General features: G+C 63.0%; 17 protein-coding genes and 1 pseudogene. 12 read left to right on the top strand and 6 right to left on the bottom strand.

Annotated elements, in window-relative coordinates:
- The first annotated feature begins 79 nt into the window (after nucleotides 1–79).
- The gene (locus tag IVA92_RS25480) at nucleotides 80–502 is read left to right on the top strand and encodes a nuclear transport factor 2 family protein (RefSeq protein WP_247276871.1); all 423 of its coding nucleotides are present in this window, start codon (nucleotides 80–82) and stop codon (nucleotides 500–502) included.
- Here IVA92_RS25480 and IVA92_RS25485 read toward each other — a convergent pair.
- On the bottom strand, nucleotides 499–1,257 hold the full coding sequence (locus tag IVA92_RS25485; RefSeq protein WP_247276872.1) for a GntR family transcriptional regulator: 759 nt from the start codon (nucleotides 1,255–1,257) through the stop codon (nucleotides 499–501). The genes IVA92_RS25480 and IVA92_RS25485 overlap by 4 nt on opposite strands.
- A gap of 199 nt (nucleotides 1,258–1,456) precedes the next feature.
- On the opposite strand from IVA92_RS25485, the gene IVA92_RS25490 reads away from it, so the two are divergent.
- The 5 genes from IVA92_RS25490 (at nucleotide 1,457) to IVA92_RS25510 (ending at nucleotide 6,666) form a co-directional block, all read left to right on the top strand.
- Complete coding sequence (locus IVA92_RS25490; RefSeq protein ID WP_247276873.1) at nucleotides 1,457–2,314, top strand: ABC transporter ATP-binding protein; 858 nt, start codon at nucleotides 1,457–1,459, stop codon at nucleotides 2,312–2,314.
- Nucleotides 2,314–3,090, top strand: a complete 777-nt coding sequence (locus IVA92_RS25495) for an ABC transporter permease (protein ID WP_247276874.1) — start codon at nucleotides 2,314–2,316, stop codon at nucleotides 3,088–3,090. Before IVA92_RS25490 ends, IVA92_RS25495 begins: the two co-directional genes overlap by 1 nt.
- Before the next feature lie 39 nt (nucleotides 3,091–3,129).
- Nucleotides 3,130–4,155: an ABC transporter substrate-binding protein gene (locus IVA92_RS25500; RefSeq protein ID WP_247276875.1), complete on the top strand. Its 1,026-nt coding sequence runs from the start codon at nucleotides 3,130–3,132 to the stop codon at nucleotides 4,153–4,155.
- A gap of 17 nt (nucleotides 4,156–4,172) precedes the next feature.
- Nucleotides 4,173–5,612, top strand: a complete 1,440-nt coding sequence (locus tag IVA92_RS25505; protein WP_247276876.1) for an amidohydrolase family protein — start codon at nucleotides 4,173–4,175, stop codon at nucleotides 5,610–5,612.
- A gap of 145 nt (nucleotides 5,613–5,757) precedes the next feature.
- Nucleotides 5,758–6,666: an amino acid ABC transporter substrate-binding protein gene (locus IVA92_RS25510; protein WP_247276877.1), complete on the top strand. Its 909-nt coding sequence runs from the start codon at nucleotides 5,758–5,760 to the stop codon at nucleotides 6,664–6,666.
- Nucleotides 6,667–7,436: 770 nt separating this feature from the next.
- Here IVA92_RS25510 and IVA92_RS35820 read toward each other — a convergent pair.
- From IVA92_RS35820 to IVA92_RS25520, 3 genes are all read right to left on the bottom strand, one after another.
- Nucleotides 7,437–7,568 carry a hypothetical protein gene (locus tag IVA92_RS35820; RefSeq protein WP_256464572.1) on the bottom strand — a complete coding sequence of 44 codons (132 nt, stop codon included), beginning with the start codon at nucleotides 7,566–7,568 and terminating at the stop codon, nucleotides 7,437–7,439.
- Nucleotides 7,569–7,602: 34 nt separating this feature from the next.
- Nucleotides 7,603–8,721 (bottom strand): glycoside hydrolase family 172 protein, encoded by a 1,119-nt coding sequence (locus IVA92_RS25515; protein WP_247276878.1) that lies wholly within the window; start codon nucleotides 8,719–8,721, stop codon nucleotides 7,603–7,605.
- Nucleotides 8,722–8,826: 105 nt separating this feature from the next.
- Nucleotides 8,827–10,452 carry a long-chain fatty acid--CoA ligase gene (locus IVA92_RS25520; protein ID WP_247276879.1) on the bottom strand — a complete coding sequence of 542 codons (1,626 nt, stop codon included), beginning with the start codon at nucleotides 10,450–10,452 and terminating at the stop codon, nucleotides 8,827–8,829.
- Between the two features lie 175 nt (nucleotides 10,453–10,627).
- On the opposite strand from IVA92_RS25520, the gene IVA92_RS25525 reads away from it, so the two are divergent.
- From IVA92_RS25525 to IVA92_RS25550, 6 genes and pseudogenes are all read left to right on the top strand, one after another.
- Nucleotides 10,628–12,481, top strand: a complete 1,854-nt coding sequence (locus IVA92_RS25525; protein ID WP_247276880.1) for an NAD(P)/FAD-dependent oxidoreductase — start codon at nucleotides 10,628–10,630, stop codon at nucleotides 12,479–12,481.
- Nucleotides 12,482–12,521: 40 nt separating this feature from the next.
- Nucleotides 12,522–13,340, top strand: a complete 819-nt coding sequence (locus IVA92_RS25530; RefSeq protein ID WP_247276881.1) for a lytic murein transglycosylase — start codon at nucleotides 12,522–12,524, stop codon at nucleotides 13,338–13,340.
- A 110-nt stretch (nucleotides 13,341–13,450) separates the two neighbouring features.
- Nucleotides 13,451–13,672 carry a hypothetical protein gene (locus tag IVA92_RS25535; RefSeq protein ID WP_091888574.1) on the top strand — a complete coding sequence of 74 codons (222 nt, stop codon included), beginning with the start codon at nucleotides 13,451–13,453 and terminating at the stop codon, nucleotides 13,670–13,672.
- Nucleotides 13,673–13,684: 12 nt separating this feature from the next.
- Nucleotides 13,685–14,107 carry a hypothetical protein gene (locus IVA92_RS25540; protein ID WP_247276882.1) on the top strand — a complete coding sequence of 141 codons (423 nt, stop codon included), beginning with the start codon at nucleotides 13,685–13,687 and terminating at the stop codon, nucleotides 14,105–14,107.
- Between the two features lie 436 nt (nucleotides 14,108–14,543).
- Nucleotides 14,544–14,988, top strand: a pseudogene (locus IVA92_RS25545) (MaoC family dehydratase).
- Between the two features lie 100 nt (nucleotides 14,989–15,088).
- Nucleotides 15,089–15,586 carry a hypothetical protein gene (locus IVA92_RS25550; protein ID WP_247276883.1) on the top strand — a complete coding sequence of 166 codons (498 nt, stop codon included), beginning with the start codon at nucleotides 15,089–15,091 and terminating at the stop codon, nucleotides 15,584–15,586.
- A 246-nt stretch (nucleotides 15,587–15,832) separates the two neighbouring features.
- Here IVA92_RS25550 and IVA92_RS25555 read toward each other — a convergent pair whose 3' ends face one another.
- Nucleotides 15,833–19,021, bottom strand: coding sequence for a multidrug efflux RND transporter permease subunit (locus IVA92_RS25555; RefSeq protein ID WP_247276884.1), 3,189 nt, complete (start codon nucleotides 19,019–19,021; stop codon nucleotides 15,833–15,835).
- Between the two features lie 184 nt (nucleotides 19,022–19,205).
- Nucleotides 19,206–20,450 carry an efflux RND transporter periplasmic adaptor subunit gene (locus IVA92_RS25560; protein WP_247276885.1) on the bottom strand — a complete coding sequence of 415 codons (1,245 nt, stop codon included), beginning with the start codon at nucleotides 20,448–20,450 and terminating at the stop codon, nucleotides 19,206–19,208.
- Nucleotides 20,451–20,649: the final 199 nt, after the last annotated feature.

Consider the following 20,649-nt stretch of genomic DNA (forward strand, 5'->3'; position numbering starts at 1 on the left):
TCTGCCGCTAAATTGTTCAAAAAATATGCATGCAGTTCACGGCGCGAGCTGTAAGATGTCGAGAGCCGGAGAACCCGCTATGTCCGCCTTTGCAAAAGCCGAACTGCCGATGACCGATGCCAAGATCGTCGAGGCCTATCTGACGGCCTCGATGAAACCCGATCCAGATGCCGCCGCGACCTATATGAAGCCGGGCACGGTGATCACATTCACCGGCGGACGTGAGTTCGATCATCCGCGCGGTCCGACAGCTTTCAACGCCAAGCGCTATCGCTGGGTGAAAAAGAAGATGGACCGGTTCGATGTCTGTGTCTGTCCCGGTGCGGACGAGACGATCGTCTACAGCGTTGGCACGCTCTATGGCGAGTGGATGGACGGCACGCCGTTCGAGGGCAATCGCTATATCGATCGCTTCGTCGTCAAGAGCGGGCAGATCGTCAAGATGGACGTCTGGAACGACAGCGCCGAGCGCATTCTGGTCCAGCGCGGCATCGAGGCCTAACTCCTGCGCGCGATTTTCGGCAGCTTAACGACGCGGTCGCTCGCCACCTCATCGGCATAGGGCGCGAGAATGTCGAGGAGGTCACGGCCGCGTAGCGGGGCAGGGGCGACTAATGCCCGATTGGCTACGGAATCGAGGTGATGGTGCATCAATTCCATCACCTTGGCTTCGTCGCCTTTGGCGAGCGCAGCAATGATGGCGCGGTGCTCGTTGATCGCGCATTCCGTCGAATGCGGCCGGCTGTACAGCGACAGCGTCAGGCAGCAGCGATAGGCGACCTCGCTGACATAGCGCACCAGGATCGGACTGTTCGTCATCTGCGCGAGCAGGATGTGAAATTCGGTGGCGAGCCGGATCGAGACCGCATCCGTGCCGCCGCGCGCCCGGTCCTCGGCATCGACGTGCGCGTTCAGCTCGGCGATCTGGCTTTTGGTCAGCTTGCCCGCGAGCTGGCGGACCACGAGCCGCTCGAGCTGGATGCGGATGTCAAAGGCATCTCGCGCCTCCTGCCAGCTCGGCGTCGCCACCACCGCGATTCGGTTGCGGCGCAGCTCGACAAGGCCTTCGGCGGCGAGCTGCCCCAGCGCGTGGCGGGCAATGGTGCGGCTGACGCCAAAGCGCTCGCCGAGCGAGTCCTCAGGCAGCTTTGCGCCGGGTTCCAGCGCCTGCTCGATGATCGCGCGCCGTAGTGCGCGGCAAATCACGCCGACCTTGTCAGATGATTCATAAGTCTTGCTGGTGGGGCGCGCCGCCATTCGGCGAATCCTTCGGAGTAGGGTCGCAGCCCTCTCCTTAGCACACCCTGCGCTGATCCAGCGCTTCAATTGCATGCAGTTTGGTGTCGCGATTGCCTAAATCGGGACCACAATTTTGGTACGCTGTTCGGTAAGTTGCTTAATTCTGCGGACGTCGGCGACTGGCATCTAGCTTGCATACACTTTGGCTGTGATGCGCATGCAGCCCAACGCCCAATTTGACCGCCAGCCTGTTCCTGACGGCTTCGGTCCGATCGCCATCCAGCTGTCCGAGGCCGCCGTGACCTTCGGGCGCGGCGACCGGGCCGTGTCCGCGCTGTCGAAGACGACGCTCCGGATCGCCGACGGCGAGTTTGTCGCGCTGGTCGGCCCGTCGGGATGCGGCAAATCGACCATCTTACGTCTCGTCAGCGGCCTGGTGCAGCCGACCAGCGGCGTCGTCATCGTCGGCGGCCGCGAGGTGGCAGCGCGGGCGATGCGGGTCGGCATGGCTTTCCAGAATCCGACCATGCTTCCGTGGATGACGATCGAGCGAAACATCATGCTGCCGCTGAAGATCGTCGAGCCGTTCCGCTCCAACTTCCGCAAGCTGCGCAAGACCGAATTCCGCGACAAGGCCAACGCGCTGCTGGAGCAGGTCGGCCTCAAAGGCTTCGGCAATCATTATCCCTGGCAGCTCTCCGGCGGCATGCTCCAGCGCGCCAATCTCTGCCGCGCGCTGATCCACGAGCCGCGCATGCTGCTGCTGGATGAGCCCTTCGGCGCACTCGACCAGTTCACCCGCGAGGAGCTGTGGACGATCCTCCAGAATCTCTGGATGACGCGCAAGCCGACAGTACTGCTGGTCACGCACGATTTGCGCGAAGCCGGCTTTCTTGCGAGCCGCATCTGCGTGATGAGCGCGCGTCCCGGCCGCATCCTCGACGACAGCCGGGTCGAATTCGCGCGGCCGCGCACGGTCGCCATGACCTTCGAGCCGGATTTCGTCGCGTTGAACCAGAAGCTGCGCGCCTTCATCGAGGATGCGCGCAGCGCGGCTGAGCAGGGGGCAGGCTGATGTTCGGGATCGATGTCAGGCAGAAGGCGTGGTCGGCGGGACTGATCGTGCTGTTCTTCGTCGCCTGGGAGCTGTTCTGCCTGATGACCGGCATGTCCGACCTGGTGCTGCCGCGGCCCTCGCAGGTGTTCGTGACCCTGTTTCAGCGTTTCCCGGTGCTGTGGCCGCACATCGTGCAGACGCTGGCCACCACCATGTTCGGCTTCGTCCTCGGCGTTGCGCTCGGTGTCGCCCTCGGCGCCGTCATCGGCGTCTCCAAGACGGCCTATGACACCTGCTATCCGCTCCTGATCGGCTTCTCCTCGATCCCCAAGGTCGCGGTGGTGCCGATCTTCGTGCTGTGGTTCGGCTCCGGCACGGTGCCCGCGGTGCTGACCGCGCTGTCGATTTGCTTTTTCCCGATCGTTGTCAACATTGCCACGGGTCTGGCAACCACCGAGCCCGAGCTCGAGGACGTCCTGAAGGCGCTCGGCGCCAGCAAGTTCGACATTCTCTGGAACGTCGGTCTGCCCCGGACCATGCCGTTCTTCTTCGCATCGCTGAAAGTCGCGATCTCCTACGCCTTCGTCGGCGCGGTTCTGTCGGAGACGGTCGCCTCCAACCGCGGCATAGGCAACGTCATGATGACCGCGTCCTCCAATTTCAACGTGCCGCTGGTGTTCGCCGGGCTGTTCGTGCTCGCCGGGCTCGGCGTCGCGCTCTACGCCGTGTTCTCGCTGATTGAAGGGCGGGTCACCGGCTGGGCCACGCGCAAGAACGACGTGATCGCCACCTGATTTTCAAATCGTCACGCAACGGAGCTTGAGGAGATCTCGATGTTGAGAAACGTAATTGTCGCGCTGCTGGGATTGGCCCTATCCGCTGGCGTCGCCATGGCCGAAGACACCACGATCAAGTTCACGCTGGGCTGGAAGACGCAAGGCAGCGACGCCGCGTTCTTCTACGCCAAGGACAACGGTTACTTCAAAGAGGAAGGCCTCAACGTCGTCATCGACCAGGGCGAGGGCTCCGGTGCCACCGTCACGCGTGTCATGTCGGGCGCCTATGACGCGGGCTTCGGCGACGTCAACGCCATCATCCAGAACGCCTCGACCAAGCCGCAGGAGGCGCCGATCATGGTCTACATGATGTGGAACCAGCCGCCGTTCGCGATCGTCGCCAAGAAGTCAAGCGGCATCAACACCATCAAGGATTTCGAGGGCCGCACGCTCGGAGGCGCGCAGGGCACGCCGACGACGCGGCTGCTGCCGGTATTCACCCGCAAGAACGGGCTCGATGGCGAGAAGATCAAGATTTCCAATATGGCGCCGAACCTCCAGGAGCCGATGCTGATCAAGGGCGATATCGACGCAGCGCTCGTCTTCAATATCACCAGCTACTTCAACCTCGTGCTCAACCGCCAGGACCCGGACAAGGATTTCAAGTGGTTCTCCTTCGGTGAGTACGGCCTCGATCTCTATTCCAACGGCGTGATGGTGTCGCGCAAGCTGATCGCCTCGAATCCGAAGGCTGTCGCGAGCCTCGTGCGAGCCATCAACAAAGGCGCGATCGCGGTGGCCAAGGACCAGAACGGCGGCATGAAGGCGGCGCTCAACTACGACAATCTCATCAATGCGGATGTCGAGAAGCGCCGGCTGCAATATTCGTTCGAGAAGCTGATCGTGTCGCCGGAGATGAAGGAGATCGGCATCGGCGACATCAAGGATGACCGCATGACGCGCGCCATCGCCATCGTGGTCGAGGGTTACCAACTCGCCCGCGCGCCGACGCCGGCAGAGGTGTTCTCACGCGAATTCCTGCCGCCGCGCGCGGAGCGGGAGTTGGTGTACACGGCCAACTGATCCTTGGAGAGACGGTGATGGCCGCGGAAATCTCGGCGTCCAGCCTGTTCCGTGGTCCTGACCGCGGCGTTGGCGACAATGTCGTGCTCCGGCACGACGGTGGGACGATCACGGATGTCTCGGAAGGAGCGGGGACCGCCAGGGGCCGGCGCTCCTTCGTCATTCCCGCCTTCGTCAACGCCCACGACCACGCCCGCGCCACTGCGTCATCCTTCGGCGCCGTCGGCATGCCTCTGGAAAGCTGGATCCTGCGGACTGCACTCGGCACGCCGGTCGACCCATATTTGGCCGCGGCGTCCGCATTGGCTCGGTCGGCCAAGGCGGGCTGCGCGGCCGTGATGGTGCATTACACCCGTCCGAGCGGCATGATGCCCCTGCTGGACGAAGCCAAGGCCATTGCAAGAGCGGCGTCCGACGTCGGCATCCGCATTGCTTTTGCGATGGCGGTGCGCGACCAGAACCCGATCGTCTATGGCGATGCCGAACCGGTGCTCTCGGGTCTCTCCAAGGACGGTCGCAAGACCATCGAAGATATCTTCGTCCGCGCACCGATGTCACCGCGGGCCTATATCGAGCTGACCGACGCGATTGCCGCTGCCATCGCCGGCCCCATGGTCGACGTCCAGCTCGGGCCCGCCGGCGTGCAATGGTGCTCGAAGCCGCTGCTGGAAGCGGTGGCGGAAAGCTCGGCGCGGACCGGCCGTCGCATCCATATGCATCTCCTGGAAACCGTGTACCAGCGCGCCTGGGTTGATCAGCACTTCCCGGATATGGTGAGCTGGCTGCGCGACATTGGCTTTCTCTCGGAACGGCTGACGCTGGCGCATTGCATCTACGCCCGGCCGGATGAGCTGGAGATGATCGCGGCGGCCGGCGCGCGCATTGTCACCAATTTCAGCTCGAACATGCATCTGCGCTCGGGGCTCGCGCCGATTGCCGCCGCCCATAAATGCGGCTGCGCCATTGCGGTCGGCGTCGACGGGCTGGCGCTGGACGAGGATGACGATATTCTACGTGAGATGCGGCTGGTGCAGATGGTTCATGGCGGCCTCGGGTTCAAGCAGACTTGGACAGCGGCCGAGATGTTTGCTCTCGCCATTCGCAACGGCCGCCGCGCGACCGGTGCGCCCGGAAGTGGCGAGTTGGCCGCCGGCAATCCCGCCGACTACGTCATGGTTGATCTCGACCGGCTCGACCGTGACCAGATCATGCCCGTCGATCCCATGGTACTGCTGTTTGCACGAGGCAACGCGTCGCTCGTCAATGAGGTCGTCGTCGCCGGCAGGACGATCGTGAGGGATGGCGCCTGCGCCGGCGTCGATCTGCCGGTGATCGAAGACGAACTGCGGGGCATGTATCGCGCCAATCTCGGAAAGTTCGCGAACTTCCAGCGGACGTGGCTGCCGTTGTCGGAGCGACTGTCCGGCTGGTTCGAGCAGCAGCTCACCTGCGGGTAAAGGGGGCATGACGCTTTCCTGGCGCTGCGGTACATCGAAAAGCGCGATAGCTGGTAGACGGCACCTGATCTGGTGATCGTTCCAGCTCTGGGCTATCACCTTGTATGATTGCGCGCCGGCGCGATGATCTCTTGAGGAGCCCCCGATGCGTCTACCGACTATTCTCCTGGCCGTCACATGTGTTGCAGCCGCAGCTTCAGCCGAAGACCTGTCGGGCACGCTCCAGAAGATCAAGGAGACGAAGAAGATCACGCTGGGCTATCAGGAGGCCTCGGTCCCGTTCAGCTATCTCGACGGCAACCAGAAGCCGGTCGGCTTTGCCATGGATATCTGTCTCAGGATCGTCGACGCCGCGAAACGGGAGCTCGGCATGCCCGACATCGCCATCGACACTCTCGCGGTGACGTCGTCGAATCGGATTCCGCTGATGGTGAACGGCACGCTCGATCTGCATTGTTCGGCGACCACCAACAATGCCGATCGCCAGAAACAGGTCGCCTTCACCAACACGCATTTCCTCAGCGCGACGCGGTTCGCGGCGAAGAAAGCCGCGAAGATCAACACCATCGACGATCTCAAGGGCAAGGCCGTCACCGCAGTGGCCGGATCGGTCAACCTGACGCAGCTCGCCAAGGTCAATACCGAGCGCAATCTCGGCATCAACGTGATGCCGGCCAAGGACCAGGCCGAGGCCTTCCTGCTGCTGGAGACCGACCGCGCCCAGGCCTACGCACTCGATGACGTGCAGCTCGCGGTTGCGATTGCGCGTTCGAAGGAGCCGCAGCTCTACATGATCAGCGAGGAGGCGTTCTCGAAGCCGGAGCCTTACGGGATCATGCTGCGGCGGGAGGATGCGCCGTTTAAGGCACTCGCCGATCGCGCCACCGCGGAGCTTTATGCAAGCCCCGAGATCGAGGTGCTCTACAAGAAATGGCTGCAATCGCCAACGCCACCGAACGGACTCAACTACAACGTTCCGATGTCACCGGCCTTGCGCAACGCGTTCAAAAGGCCGAGCTCGAGCGCCGATCCTGATGTTTATGTGGTGAACTGAGGCGAGGGCAGCTTTCACCTCTCCCGTAAGAAGAGGTGAAGACAGTGCGCCTGGCTGAGGATCAGCTCGCCAGCGAGCGCTGATATATCGCGACGTTCCGCGACGGTGGAGGTATTGGACTAACGCAGCGAGCAGATGGATCACGCTTGGCTTGGGGAAAACCAGCAACAAGCGTTTCAATGCCAAATCGTAGGGCTAATCCTGATTGGCGTATGTGAGTCGGAGAAGCTGTATGGGCGTTTGGTTTTTAGTCCTAGCAGCCTGCGTCGTCGGCACGTTGCTCCTTTTGGCATTCTGCCGATAGGGCCGACAGCGGATGCACTTGTTGCTGCGAGGCATCAGCGAGCCGCTGAATAGCGGTTCCAGGCCCGATCGCTTTTGACTGTGCATGGATGAGCGCGTTCACTTCCGGGATTGGAGGCGGACGTGAGTTGGTTGTTTGCGTTTCTCATTGCGGCGAGCGCAGTCGTTCTGATCGCTCATGCGATTGATGCGATGCGTTCCTGATATTCGCGGCGGTTCGGGTCGCTTGCTATGCAAGCGACGAGTGTCAATTCGAGGAACTTGACCTGTAGGTCAAGGTTGTCACAGCGGGAGGAATACGATCATGCTTGCATTCTATCTGCCGATTATAATCTTCGGAGCGATACTCGAAGGAATTTCGAAGCAGCGCGCATCTGCATCCATCCAGGAACCGCCAAGCGTCGATTAGACTGCGATCCCAATGCGTAGACCTTCGGTGCGCGCCAGCGGCTTCAGCTCCTCGACGGCTAGACCTTCCACGGTCCAAGTTCTTCGGCCTCGCGATAGAAGCGCTCCTCGTTCGGATAGATGTGCCGGTCCATGAAGCTCTCGAGCTTGCGATTGAGCTCGACGGCTTTTGGCGACATCGGGTAGAGCATCTTTCGTCTCCTTGATCGGTGGACGTCGGCTGGATCAGCCGATTTCGAGATAATCGGGCCCCGGAAGCTTGGGGAAAGGCGCGGTCGGCAACGTCTGGTACCAGAACGCGACCGAGGCGATGTCATCCTGCAATGGCAGGTATTTCGCCTCCGTGACGCCCGGCAGCCAGCCGAGCGCCTGGATGGTCACGCGCAGGTCGGAGCGGAAGCGCACGGGATCGGGGATGTGCCAGCGATATAGGCCGAAGCGCTGTTGCGACTTGTAGACACCGTCGGGGCGGATCACCTGCGGCAGGCCGGCATAGGGCGTCGTGAACTCCTGGTAGCGCGATCGCTGCGCCGGTCCTTGGCCGGAATGGGCGACATAGGGATCGAAATTGTAGGCGCCGCAGAAATAGTCCTCAGTGCCGGTGCCGCAAATCGTCGGGAATGCGCTGTCGCCGTCGATGTAGAATTTGATCTCGCCTTCGCCCCACCAGCCATTGTTGTTGACGCCCCAGGCCATGTAGGTGCCGACGTAATGGCCGGCGCCGCTGATGCCGTCGAGGATGGTATAGACTTCCTTGTACGGCAGCGGATTGGTGCGCCTGAACTGGGCATGGAAATAGGCGCAATCCTCGGGGACGTCGGTCAGGGTGTAGTTGATCTGGTAGTAGGCGGTGAGCTGCTCCTCGCTGCGGTTCTCCAGCGTGACGCGCGCGCGCCTGCGGAACGGCATCTCCCAGTAGCAGTTGAAGGCGCGCCCGGGATTGACGCAGACAGCGAGCGAGGACACCTGCGCAAACTCTTCCCATCCGCAGGCGAAGAAATCGCCGGCTGGGCATTCGACGCTCGGCAGCGTTTGATCATCCCAATATACGCGCAGGATCGAGTGACGCAGGCGTCCGCGCGCCAGCGTCATCCAGATCTGCTGGACTGCGCCCTGGCCTTCGATGTCGGCCAGCGTGAAGGTCGCGCCGGGCTCGATGACGACGTAGGGCGAGACCTTCCAGCCCTGGCCGAGATCGCGGGCCTGACGCGCAGCGGGGCCGTCGACGGACATGCCGCCCTTACCCTTCTCGCCGGTAAAGTTCTCGGGGCTGATTGAGCGCGTCTGCGCATGCGACAGCCGCGAGAGATTGCCGAGATGCAGGCCCAATCCGGAAAACGCCATGGGATCCTCGATGAGGGGTTAGCGACACCCGGATATATCGCCTGCGGATTAACCAAAAGGTGAAGACCGCGCACGGAATGAACCCAGGCCTGATCGGCCATCGGTTCAAGCGACGCGGTATTCCCTGAACTTTTCGCGCAGCGCGGATTTGAGCACCTTGCCGGTGCCGGTCATCGGGAATTCGTCCAAAAATTCGACCGCGTCCGGCAGGCACCAGCTCGCAATCTTGGGGCGCATGTGGTCGAGCAGGGCCTTGCCGTCGACGGTCGCGCCCTTCTTGCGGACGACGAGGAGCAGGGGACGCTCCTGCCACTTCTCGTGCGATATCGCCACCACGGCGGCCTGAAGCACATCGGGATGAGACAAGGCGACGTCCTCGAGCTGGATTGAGGAGATCCATTCGCCGCCGGACTTGATCACGTCTTTGGAGCGATCGGTCAACGTGACGTGGCCTTGACTGTCGATCACCGCCATGTCGCCAGTGATCAGCCAGCCGTCGCGGTCGAGGCCTTCGTCGAGCTTCATGTAGCCGGAGGCGACCCAGGGGCCGCGAGCGCGCAGATGGCCGACGGTCTTGCCGTCGCGCGGCAATTCATTTCCGGCATCATCGACGATGCGCAAGGTGGTGCCGAAGCAGGCGCGGCCGGACACCTGGCGCCGGTCGAACTTCTGCTTGTCGCTGAGGTGCTCCGAGCCCGGCCGCAGGCCCGGCATCGAGCAGCCCAAGGCCTCGGTCATGCCCCAGGCCTGGACGTAGTCGATATTGTAGTCGCGCTTGAGCTTCTCGACCATCGCGCGCGGCGGCGCCGAACCCGACGATAACGTTGCGCGCAGCGTCGAGAATTTGTTGCCGGTGCGCCCGAGCCAGTCGAGCAGGATCAGCCAGAAGCTCGGCACGCCCGCCGACAGCGTCACCTTCTCGCCTTCGAGCAACTCATAGAGCTTGTCGGGCTCGTAATTGCGGCCGGGCAGCACCAGCTTGGAGCCGGTATAGGGCGCGGTGAACGGCATGTTCCAGCCGTTGCCGTGAAACAGCGGCGCCATCGGCATCATCACCTCGCGCACGCCTTCGACATGGCCCGGCAGGAAGTCGAAACTGCAGCAGGTCATGGTCTGCAAGATCGCGGCGCGGTGCGAATAGATCACGCCCTTGGGATTACCGGTCGTGCCCGACGTGTAGCAGATGGTGGAGGCGGACTTTTCGTCGAACTCGGGCCAGGCGAAGCTGGCTTCGTTCTCCTTGTCCAGAAGCTCTTCATAGCAACGGAGGTTCGGCAGCTTCGTCTCCGGCATCCGTTCGCGCGAGGACATCACGACGTAGGCCTCGATCGTCGATAGTTGCGGCGCGATCGCCTCGACGATCGGCAGCGTGGCACGGTCGATGAACAGCAGGCGGTCTTCGGCGTGATTGATGATGTAAACGAGCTGTTCCGGAAACAGCCGCGGGTTGACGGTGTGCAGCACATAGCCCATGCCCGGAGCGGCATAGAACATCTCGAAATGGCGGTGCGTGTTCCAGGCCAGCGTGCCGACGCGGTCGCCCTTCTTCATGCCGAGCCGCTTCAAGCCCAGCGCCATGCGCTTGATGCGCGGATGGGCATCAGCATAGGTGTAACGATGGATGTCGCCTTCGATCTCGCGCGCGACGATCTCGGCCTCGCCGTGGTAGTCGGCGGCATACTGGATCAGGCCGCTGATCAGGAGCGGCATGTCCATCATCAACCCCTGCATGGTCTCCTCCACAGCCACGTCGTTGCATGGCCTACGCTTGTGATTGCGCGCGAGGTTAACGGAACGCCGCGCGACGTTCACGCAAAAAAGAAGGCGCGTGATTGCATGCCGCACTTTTTCAGGGCTAACTTCAAGCGAACGGCCGGCGAAGTGGTGTTTGCCGTGGAGGAGACGAATGTCAGCGGAAAAACACAAGACCGGTGCGGCGAAGGAATCTAGCGTCGATATCTCCGCCCTCCGTGCGCGCTATCGCGACGAGCGCGACCGCCGTTTGCGCAGCGAAGGCAAGGCACAATATGTCGAGGTGACCGGCGATTTCGCTCGCTATCTCGACGATCCCTGGGCCGATCCCTGCCTCACACGCGCACCTGTCAGCGAAGCGACCGAAGTTCTCGTCGTCGGTGGCGGCTTCGGCGGCCTCTTGTGCGGTGCGCGCCTTCGCGAGGCCGGCGTTGACGATTTCCGGATCGTGGAAAAGGCCGCCGATTTCGGCGGCACCTGGTACTGGAATCGCTACCCCGGAGCTGCTTGCGATACCGAAAGCTACATCTACCTGCCGCTCCTGGAGGAGACCGGCTACATGCCGGTGCGCAAATACGCGCGCGCTCCGGAGATCTACGAGCACTCCCGCCGCATCGGTCGTCATTTTGATCTCTACGCGCGTGCGCTGTTTCAGACGATCATCTCACGGATGGAATGGCAGGGGCAGGAGGCGCGCTGGCTGGTCGAGACTGATCGTGGCGATCGCATCTGCGCGCGCTTCGTCATTCTCGCCGGCGGTCCGCTGAGCCGGCCGAAGCTGCCCGGCATTCCCGGCATCGAGACGTTCAAAGGCCACAGCTTTCACACCAGCCGCTGGGACTACGCGTATACTGGCGGCACTGCAGAGGGCGATCTCACCGGCCTCGCTGACAAGCGCGTCGGGATCATCGGCACCGGCGCAACCGCCGTGCAATGCGTGCCGCATCTCGGGCGCTCGGCAAAGGCGCTTTACGTTTTCCAGCGCACACCGTCCGCTATCGGCGTTCGCGACGACCGTCCGACGGATCAAGCCTGGGCGCAAAGCCTCAAGCCCGGCTGGCAGCGCGAGCGCATGGACAATTTCACCGCGGTCATCTCCGGCGAACCGGTCGAACGGGATCTGGTCCAGGACGGTTGGACCGGGCTGCTCGGCGAGATCCTGCTGGCGCCGCGCCGCCAGCCCCAGCCGGTGACCTCGCTGGAAGAGGCACTCAGGGTGATCGAGCAGGCCGACTACCGCAAGATGGAGGAGATCCGCGCCCGCGTCGATACGATCGTGCAGGATGAGGCGGCCGCGGCGGCGCTCAAACCCTGGTACAAGGCATTCTGCAAGCGGCCGTGCTTCCACGACGAATATCTCGACACCTTCAACCGTCCCAACGTGCATCTCGTCGACACCAAAGGGCAGGGCGTCGAGTGCATCACCGAGAATGCGGTCGTGGTCGACGGTAAGGCCTACGAGCTCGATTGCCTGATCTATGCCAGCGGCTTCGAAGTCGGCACTGATTACGCCCGCCGCATGGGTTTTGAGGTCTATGGCCGCGATGGCGTCAGCCTGTCCGAGCGCTGGCGCGACGGCGTCAAGACGCTGCACGGCTTCTATAGCCGCGGCTTCCCGAATTGTTTCCTGATCGTCACGGTGCAGGCCGGTCAGAGCGCCAATTTTCCGCACATCATCGACGAGCAGTCGCAGCACATTGCCTATGTGATCGCAGAAGTGCGCAGGCGCAAGGCGCGAACCCTGGAGCCGACGCTCGCCGCCGAGAAGGCCTGGGTCGACGAAGTCGTCAAGGCCGCGCTCGGCCGGCAGACCTATCTCGCCGAATGCACGCCCGGCTACTACAATAATGAAGGCGTGTTCGATCCGATCGCGGCAAGAAACAGCCAATATTGGCGCGGGCCGGTGGCATTCCTGCGGCTGCTCGACACATGGCGGAAGGAGGGTAATCTGGCCGGGCTGGACTTGTCCTATGATCGCGCCATGGAGTCGGCGCCTCCGAGCGGGTAAGATTGCGCCGCAGATCGGTACAGGACGGGAGATAGTGGATATGATCAGGGGCAGGGCTGTTGCGGGGGCGGCTTTTGGCGCGATGGTGCTGCTTGGTTGCCTGGCACCTACGGTCGAGGCTGCGCAATGCGGCAGCTCGCCGGCGGGCTTCGAGGCCTGGAAGCGCGAGTTCAGTCAGGAGGCGCAGGGCAAAGGCATTGGCCCCACCGCGCTTTCGGCCTTAATGCAGACCAATTATGCCAGCGCCACCATCGCCGCCGATCGCGGCCAGCGCAGCTTTTCCCTGACGCTCGACCAGTTCCTTGCCAAGCGCGGCGCCGCCACCATCGTTGCCAAAGGCAGGCAGCTCAAGCAGTCGCAGGCCGCCTTGTTCGCCTCGATCCAGCAGCGCTACGGGGTGCCGCCCGGGCCGCTGATCGCGATCTGGGGCATGGAGACCGGTTTCGGCAGCCAGCGCGGCAACCAGAACATGCTGTCGTCGATCGCGACCCTCGCCTACGACTGCCGCCGTCCCGAATTCTTCACCGACCAGCTGTATGCCGCCTTGAAGCTGATCGACCGCGGCACGCTTTCGGGATCGACCCGGGGCTCCATGCATGGCGAGGTCGGCCAGACCCAGTTCATGCCCAAGAACATCCTGGCCTATGGCACCGGCAATCTCGAGGTGGCTGCCAACGCACTGAATTCGACGGCGAATTTCCTCAAAGCCCATGGTTGGCGCGCAGGAGCCGGTTACCAGCCGGGCGAGCCGAACTTCGCCGCCATCGAGGCTTGGAATGCTGCCGGCGTCTATCAGAAAGCGATCGCGCTGATGGGCCGGCAGATCGATGAGGGAGGAGGGGCGGCAGCATTGCGCTAAGCCGTTCAGCAAGGCGTGATGCGTCGATGCGAGAAAGTTGTTGCCATCAGGAACTGAGGGCACGAGGTTTGCTTTGATCAGGTTCAGGGGTGGGCATGAGGAGACTCAATATGGCAACCCAGATCGTGATGGACCAGACCGGCGATACACGCCACGAGTTTGATCCTGGCAATGCCGAAGCGCTGGCGCGAGCCGAACGGCGCTTTCGGGAGCTGACCGGAGCCGGCTTCACTGCGGCGCTGCGAACCGGGCCCGGCGAGGTCACCCGTATCAGATCGTTCGACCCGACCGCGGAAGAAACGCTATTCTATCCGCGCCTGGTTGGCGGTTGATCTGAGCTGCTCATGATTGCGGCAGTTTGGCTCCGCGCGCCGGCGCGTGCGCGTCTGCATGCGCTGCGTGAACTCTATCGGCGCTTCTTCGGCGAGAACACGCCGGATGCCCGTGGCCGCCGGCTGCTCTCCGAATGGCTGTCGCCCGCACAATGCGCGCAATTCGAGGAGCACCGGTATTTCGACGTCGTCGGCTGCGACACCGGCAAGACCTATCGCATTCATTACGGCACTGCCGCCAACGTCCACGAAATCGACGGTGAAGGCCGAGCGACCATGGGGTGGTGCTTCGTCCCGTCAGGCTTCCTCGTCCCCGGCGACGTGATGCTGGCGCAGAAGATCGCCCTTGAGACCGACGAAAGGGGAGCGCTTGCGCTCGCCAATCGGTTTCCGCCGGCAACGCATTCGGAGCACTTCTACCGGCGCCCATTCTAGCGCCGGAAGGACATGGATGCGCCTGATGCTCACCTCTCCCCAACGCGGCGAGGTGAAGTAAGCTTGACGATGTCGGTCAGGAGTGCGTGGTGCGGTAGGCATCCAGCGCATGCGCAGCGAAGACGCCAACACTGCAAAGGGCAAGCAGGGCAGAGATCAGCTCGATCATAGCACGTCCTCCCCCAGCGGCTGGGCGACGAGATTCTGGCAGCATGAATATTCGTAGATCAGGTCGAAGAGGAATTGCATGGTGGCCGTCCCTGTATTTATTTTGACAACCACTTAACCGGCCATCTGTTTCAGGCATGTTTCGTCGCATCGGGAAAGGGGTTTCGCCGGGAACCCCCGGGGCCGGTTTGTGCGCTGCGGTCCCGCTATTGCTCAAGCCTTTGAACCGTGACTTCGCAGGCGGTGCATCAGATTGCGAGGCAAAATCATGGCGCAGGTCGAATGGTTCGACGATCTCTCGGTCGGAATGCGGTTCAGATCACCGGAGGTCGAGGTCACCGAGGCCGACATCAAGCGGTTCGCTGCCGAATTTGATCCGCAGCCGATGCATCTCGACCACGAGGCCGCCAAGGAGACCCTGTTCAGGGGGCTCGCTGCCTCGGGATGGCACACCGCCGCAATTGCCATGAATCTTGCGATCCACCCGACCTTTTGGTCCGCATCCGCTCATCGGCGCGGGCGTCGATGGCCTGCGCTGGACGATTCCGGTGCGGCCCAATGACCGCCTCCATCTGGTCGGGGAGGTCATGAACCTGACGCCTTCGAAGTCGAAGCCGCAGGGCATCGCGTTGGTGAAGTGGACGATGTTCAATCAGAACGATGAGGAGGTTTACACCTTCACCCCGATCGCGATCGTGCCGCGGCGGAGCTGAGGCCGCCGGCGTCACCATTGACCTCACGCCGCGCCGGAGATGCTTCCGGGCGGCCGGCAGAGGTGGTCACCTCGGCCCCGGGGAAGAGCTGGAGGCAGAGATGAAACGGTTCCTTTTCGCAACTAGCTTGCTCGCGGGTGCCTTGAGCACCGGCGCGGCGCCCGCGCAACAATCCAGGGCGGGCGACTGGACCATCGAGAAGCGTACGCAGGATACCCATTGCAACGCGAGCCGGGGCTACAAGGATAAGGACGACGAGGACCGCGACTACGTCATCGTGATCACCTATTCCGACAAGGCCATCGTGATCGTCATGATCTACGACGGCTGGGAATGGGACAAAATCGGCGAGATCCTCCGGGCCGACGTCGGCACCGATGACGCCGACATCATGAAGAAGGCGAAGTGGGAGGTCATGGACAAGACCACCGTGCGCGGCATCTTCGAATACGATCAGTCGATCATGGACCGGCTGTCGAAGGCCAAGCGTCCCGCGCTCGATTTCGAGGACGATGAGGATGACAGCATCGAGATGCAGATCCCGCGGGCCGGCGAAGCGCTAGCGGCGTTGAAGTTCTGCGAGGAGAACAGGAAGTAGAGACCTGATACCGGCAAAGAGCCGGCGAGCCTGCTGATGATGGCGTGCAGCATCGGCGTGCAGGCCACCCATTTGTGGGCGCTCCGGCGCAATATCGGTCGGCGAAGGTCTTCGTCGACTTGGCGATCAGCCTGCCGGCCTGGTTCGCGGGATCTGGGCTCGGTGTGATCGCGTCCACCGCGTCAACGAGACGGTCTTTCGCAAGACCGTGCTCGTTCTGTTGCTGGTATCGGGGATTTCCTTGATCTAGTGCCCCAAACCCTGAACCGGTGCCGCGCTGGTGTCGCTGCCGTGATGCGTCAGCGGCTTCATGCCGGTGACGGTGCGTAGCAGCACATAGAACACCGGCGTCAGGAACAGGCCGAACACGGTGACGCCGATCATGCCGGAGAACACGGCAACGCCCATGGCGCGCCGCATCTCCGAGCCCGCGCCGGTGGAGAGCACCAGTGGCAGCACACCCATGATGAACGCCATCGACGTCATCAGGATCGGGCGCAGCCGTAGCCGGCTCGCCTCGATCGCGGCGCGGAGCGGCGTGCGGCCTGCGAACTCGAGCTCGCGCGCGAATTCGACGATCAGGATCGCGTTCTTGGCCGAGAGGCCCACGAGGACGATCAGGCCGATCTGGGTGAAGACGTTGTTGTCGCCCTTCGAAATCCAGACCCCGAACATCGCGGCCAGCAGGCCCATCGGCACGATCATGATGATCGAGAGCGGCAAGGTCAGGCTCTCATAGAGTGCGGCCAGCACCAGGAACACGAGCAGAATGGCCAGCGGAAACACCCAGACGCCGGAATTGCCGGCGATGAACTCCTGATAAGTCAGATCGGTCCATTCGAAGGCAAAGCCCGGCGGCAGCACTTCCGCGGCGATCCGCGTCGCCGCCTCCTGCGCCTGGCCGGAGGAGAAGCCGGGAGCGGCGGCCGCATTGATGTCGGAGGACAGGAAGCCGTTGTAGCGGATCGCGCGCTCCGGCCCCGCGCTCTGGCGGATCGTGAGCAGCGCCGACAACGGCACCATGTCGCCCGAGGACGAGCGCACCTTCAACTGCCTGATGTCGTCGGCGCGAGCGCGGAACGGCGCGTCAGCCTGCACGCGGACGGAATAAGTGCGGCCGAACTTGTTGAAGTCATTGACGTAGTAGGAACCGAGGTAAATCTGAAGCGTGTTGAACACCTCCGTCACGGGCACGCCCAATTGGAGCGCCTTGGTGCGGTCGATGTCGGCGAACAGCTGGGGCACGTTGACCTGGAAGCTCGAGAACACGCCGGCGATCTCCGGGGCCTTCTGCATCGCCGCCATGAACGCCTTGGTCGCCTCGTTCAGCGCCTCATAGCCGAGACCGGCACGGTCCTCGATCTGGAGCTTGAAGCCGCCGATGGTGCCGAGACCATTGACCGGCGGCGGCGGGAACATGGCGATAAAGGCTTCCTGAATCCCCGCATATTTCTTGTTCAGATCGGCCGCGATGGCGGGGCCGCTGAGCGAAGGGGCCTTGCGCTCGTCGAACGGCTTGAGGGTCGAGAACACGATGCCGGCATTGGAAGAGTTGGTGAAGCCGGAGATCGACAGGCCCGGGAAGGCGACCGAGCTCTCGACACCGGGCTGGGTCAGCGCGATGTCACTCATCTTGCGGATCACCTCTTCGGTGCGGTCGAGGGTGGCACCATCGGGCAGGCGGGCGAAGCCAACCAGATATTGCTTGTCCTGGCCCGGCACGAAGCCGCTCGGCACCTGCTGAAACAAGAGGGCGGTGAGGCCGACCAGGACCACGTAGAGGCCCATCACCGCGGCCTTGCCCGAGATCACTCTGGTGACGCTGCCGCTGTAATTCTCCGAGGAGCGCGTAAAACCCTTGTTGAAGCCGCGGAAGAACCAGCCGAGCGTCTTTTCGAGGATCAGCGTCAGCTTGTCTTTCGGTTCGTTATGGCCTTTCAGCAGCAGCGCCGACAAGGCCGGGGACAGTGTCAGCGAGTTGACCGCGGAGATCACGGTCGAGATCGCGATCGTCAACGCGAACTGCTTGTAGAACTGCCCGGTCAGGCCGGAGATGAAGGCGAGCGGCACGAACACCGCGACCAGCACCAGCGCGATCGCGATGATCGGGCCGGAGACCTCACGCATCGCCTGATAGGTGGCATCGCGCGGCGATAGCCCCGCCTCGATATTGCGCTCGACGTTCTCGACCACGACGATGGCGTCGTCGACGACGATGCCGATCGCGAGCACCAGGCCAAACAGGCTGAGCGCGTTGATGGAGAAGCCGAACACATGCATCACTGCGAATGTGCCGACGATCGACACCGGCACGGCCAGAAGCGGGATGATCGAGGCGCGCCAAGTCTGGAGGAACAGGATCACGACCAGCACCACCAGCGCAATGGCCTCCAGCAGCGTGTGGATGACCGCTTCGATCGACGAGCGCACGAACTGGGTCGGGTCGTAGACGATCTGATAGGACACGCCCTCGGGCATGTTCTTCTTGATCTCGGCCATGGTGGCGCGGACGTGGTCGGAGATCTCAAGCGCGTTGGAGCCCGGCGCCTGGAAGATCGGGATCGCGACCGCCTGCTTGTTGTCGAGCAGCGAGCGCAGCCCGTATTCGGACGCGCCAAGCTCGATGCGAGCGACGTCGCGTAAGCGCACCACTTCACCACGCGCGCCAGTCTTGACCACGATGTCGCCGAACTGTTCTTCGTTCGCGAGCCGCCCTTCGGCATTGACGGAGAGCTGGAGATCGATGCCCTTGACGTTCGGGGAGGAGCCGACGACGCCGGCGGCGGCTTCGACGTTCTGCGCCTGGATCGCCCTCACGATGTCGCTCGCAGTCAGGCCATGCTCGGCGGCCTTCTGCGGATCGACCCAGACCCGCATCGAATAATCGCCGGCACCATAGAGCTGCACGTCGCCAACGCCGTCAATCCGCGCGAGCCGGTCCTTGACGTTGAGCACCGCGTAGTTGCGCAAATACGTCATGTCGTAGCGGCCGTTCGGCGACAGCAGGTGCACGACCATGGTGAGGTCGGGCGACGATTTCTTGGTGATGATGCCGAGCTGGCGCACGACGGCGGGCAGGCGCGGTTCGGCCTGCTGCACGCGGTTCTGCACCAGCTGCGTTGCCTTGTCGGGGTCGGTGCCGAGGCGGAACGTCACCGTCAGCGTCATCGCGCCGTCAGTGGTCGCCTGGCTCGACATGTAGAGCATGTTCTCGACGCCGTTGATCTGCTCCTCGATCGGCGTCGCCACCGTCTCCGCGATCACCTTGGGGTTGGCGCCGGGATAGGTCGCGCGTACCACGACGGAAGGGGGCACGACATCGGGATATTCCGAGATCGGCATCGCGAACAGCGAGATCAGGCCGGCAAGGAAGATCAGGACCGACAGCACGCCGGCAAAAATAGGACGATCGATGAAGAATTTTGAAAGATTCATGGCTTTGCCCCTGGGCAATGTCTTCCCGCGTCTCCGACCCCCTCCGCCGTCATTCCGGGGCGCGAGCGAAGCCCGCGATCCCGGAATCTGAAGGTGAGATGGTCGGAGTTTCAAAATGTCGAGATTCTCAGGTGCGCGCGTGCGCACCGTAGTTCGTGCTACGCGCACCCCGGAATGACAGACACTAGCGTTGCACCACGTCCTGGTTGCTGTGGTTGGATGCCTGCTGCGGCCCTCGCGCGCCCATCGCTGCCACCTCCGTCTTGAGCAGGGCGCCGGGACGCACGCGCTGCAAGCCATTGACGACGACGCGGTCGCCGGGCTTCAGGCCCGAGGTGACGACGCGGAGCCCATCGACGGCGCCGCCGAGCGTGACCGGCCGGTAGACCGCGCGGCTGTCGTCACCGACCGCCATCACGAACTTCTTGTCCTGGTCGGTGCCGATCGCGCGCTCGTCGATCATGACCAGCGTCTGCTGCTTCGGTTGCCCCATGCGCACTCGGGCGAACTGGCCGGGGATGAGACGGCCGTCCTCGTTGGGGAAAACCGCGCGGACGCGGATGGTGCCGCTCTGACCGTTGACCTGGTTGTCGATCAGCTGGATGTGGCCCTTCGCCGAGAGGCCGCCGGAGGTCGTCATCTCCACCGGGATCTGGTCGAGCTTGCCGCGTTGGCCGGAGCCGTCTGCAATGGAATTCAGCGCGCGCAGCACCACCTCTTCGTCCGCGTCGAACGAGGCGTAGATCGGATTGACCGAGACCAGCGAGGTCAGCACGGGAGAGGCGGTGCCGGCGGCGACGAGATTGCCGACCGTGACCTCGATCTTGCCGACGCGGCCGTCCACAGGCGCGCGCACCTCGGTGTAGCCGAGATTGAGCTTTGCGGTCTGCAGCGTTGCCTCGGCCGCCTTCACGTTGGCAATCGCTTCACGACTGGCATTCTCGCGCTGGTCGTAGTCGCGCCGCGTCACCACGGCGTTGCCGACCAGCTGCGCGCCGCGCTCGAGCTCGCTCTGGGTAAAGACAACGCGCGCCTTGGCGGCTTCGAGCTGGGCGTTGGCCTTGTCGACCTCCGCCGCGTAAGGCGCCGGATCAATCTTGAACAGCACGTCGCCGGCCTTCACCAACGTACCTTCCGTGAAATTGGTCGACAGGATCGCCCCCGCGACGCGGGGGCGCAGCTCGACTCGGTGGATGGCCTCCAGCCGGCCGGAGAAATCGTCCCACAGCACAGTTTGCCGCGGCTCGATCATCGCGACGGTGACGGAAACGGCTTGTTCGGCTGCGGCCGCCGGTGCGGTCGCTTGCGCCGCGTGAAAGTAGCGGCCGGTCGCGATCGAGCCGGCGGCGGCGAGGGCGCCTACGATGGCGACGCCACCGAGGAGGCGGCGGAAACGGCCGGTGCGGGCGGTATTTTGGGAGGGGTGCATTTGCGCGCTCCAGATATGTAGTGTTCACTACAGATGTGGAGCTGGATGCCGCAGTGCAAGATACTTATGTATCATTCACGAAGAAAATTGTACGTCGATACCGCGACGATTGGAAGACACAAGAAAAAGAAAGCCAGAACAACTAGATAAGATCAGGCGTTAGGTCACTACAGGGCGCCAATTCCGAGGAGACAGGCAC

This window comes from Bradyrhizobium sp. 154 (assembly GCF_023073875.1).
GTDB lineage: Bacteria > Pseudomonadota > Alphaproteobacteria > Rhizobiales > Xanthobacteraceae > Bradyrhizobium.

What these genes read in the sequence shown, in the direction of transcription:
- IVA92_RS25515 (WP_247276878.1), bottom strand. Translation starts at nt 8,721, where the DNA reads ATGGCGTTTTCCGGATTGGGCCTGCATCTCGGCAATCTCTCGCGGCTG.
- IVA92_RS25480 (WP_247276871.1), top strand. Translation starts at nt 80, where the DNA reads ATGTCCGCCTTTGCAAAAGCCGAACTGCCGATGACCGATGCCAAGATC.
- IVA92_RS25550 (WP_247276883.1), top strand. Translation starts at nt 15,089, where the DNA reads ATGAAACGGTTCCTTTTCGCAACTAGCTTGCTCGCGGGTGCCTTGAGC.
- IVA92_RS25500 (WP_247276875.1), top strand. Translation starts at nt 3,130, where the DNA reads ATGTTGAGAAACGTAATTGTCGCGCTGCTGGGATTGGCCCTATCCGCT.
- IVA92_RS25540 (WP_247276882.1), top strand. Translation starts at nt 13,685, where the DNA reads ATGATTGCGGCAGTTTGGCTCCGCGCGCCGGCGCGTGCGCGTCTGCAT.
- IVA92_RS25505 (WP_247276876.1), top strand. Translation starts at nt 4,173, where the DNA reads ATGGCCGCGGAAATCTCGGCGTCCAGCCTGTTCCGTGGTCCTGACCGC.
- IVA92_RS25510 (WP_247276877.1), top strand. Translation starts at nt 5,758, where the DNA reads ATGCGTCTACCGACTATTCTCCTGGCCGTCACATGTGTTGCAGCCGCA.
- IVA92_RS25535 (WP_091888574.1), top strand. Translation starts at nt 13,451, where the DNA reads ATGGCAACCCAGATCGTGATGGACCAGACCGGCGATACACGCCACGAG.
- IVA92_RS25490 (WP_247276873.1), top strand. Translation starts at nt 1,457, where the DNA reads ATGCAGCCCAACGCCCAATTTGACCGCCAGCCTGTTCCTGACGGCTTC.
- IVA92_RS25520 (WP_247276879.1), bottom strand. Translation starts at nt 10,452, where the DNA reads ATGCAGGGGTTGATGATGGACATGCCGCTCCTGATCAGCGGCCTGATC.
- IVA92_RS25495 (WP_247276874.1), top strand. Translation starts at nt 2,314, where the DNA reads ATGTTCGGGATCGATGTCAGGCAGAAGGCGTGGTCGGCGGGACTGATC.
- IVA92_RS25525 (WP_247276880.1), top strand. Translation starts at nt 10,628, where the DNA reads ATGTCAGCGGAAAAACACAAGACCGGTGCGGCGAAGGAATCTAGCGTC.
- IVA92_RS25555 (WP_247276884.1), bottom strand. Translation starts at nt 19,021, where the DNA reads ATGAATCTTTCAAAATTCTTCATCGATCGTCCTATTTTTGCCGGCGTG.
- IVA92_RS25530 (WP_247276881.1), top strand. Translation starts at nt 12,522, where the DNA reads ATGATCAGGGGCAGGGCTGTTGCGGGGGCGGCTTTTGGCGCGATGGTG.
- IVA92_RS25560 (WP_247276885.1), bottom strand. Translation starts at nt 20,450, where the DNA reads ATGCACCCCTCCCAAAATACCGCCCGCACCGGCCGTTTCCGCCGCCTC.
- IVA92_RS25485 (WP_247276872.1), bottom strand. Translation starts at nt 1,257, where the DNA reads ATGGCGGCGCGCCCCACCAGCAAGACTTATGAATCATCTGACAAGGTC.
- IVA92_RS35820 (WP_256464572.1), bottom strand. Translation starts at nt 7,568, where the DNA reads ATGCTCTACCCGATGTCGCCAAAAGCCGTCGAGCTCAATCGCAAGCTC.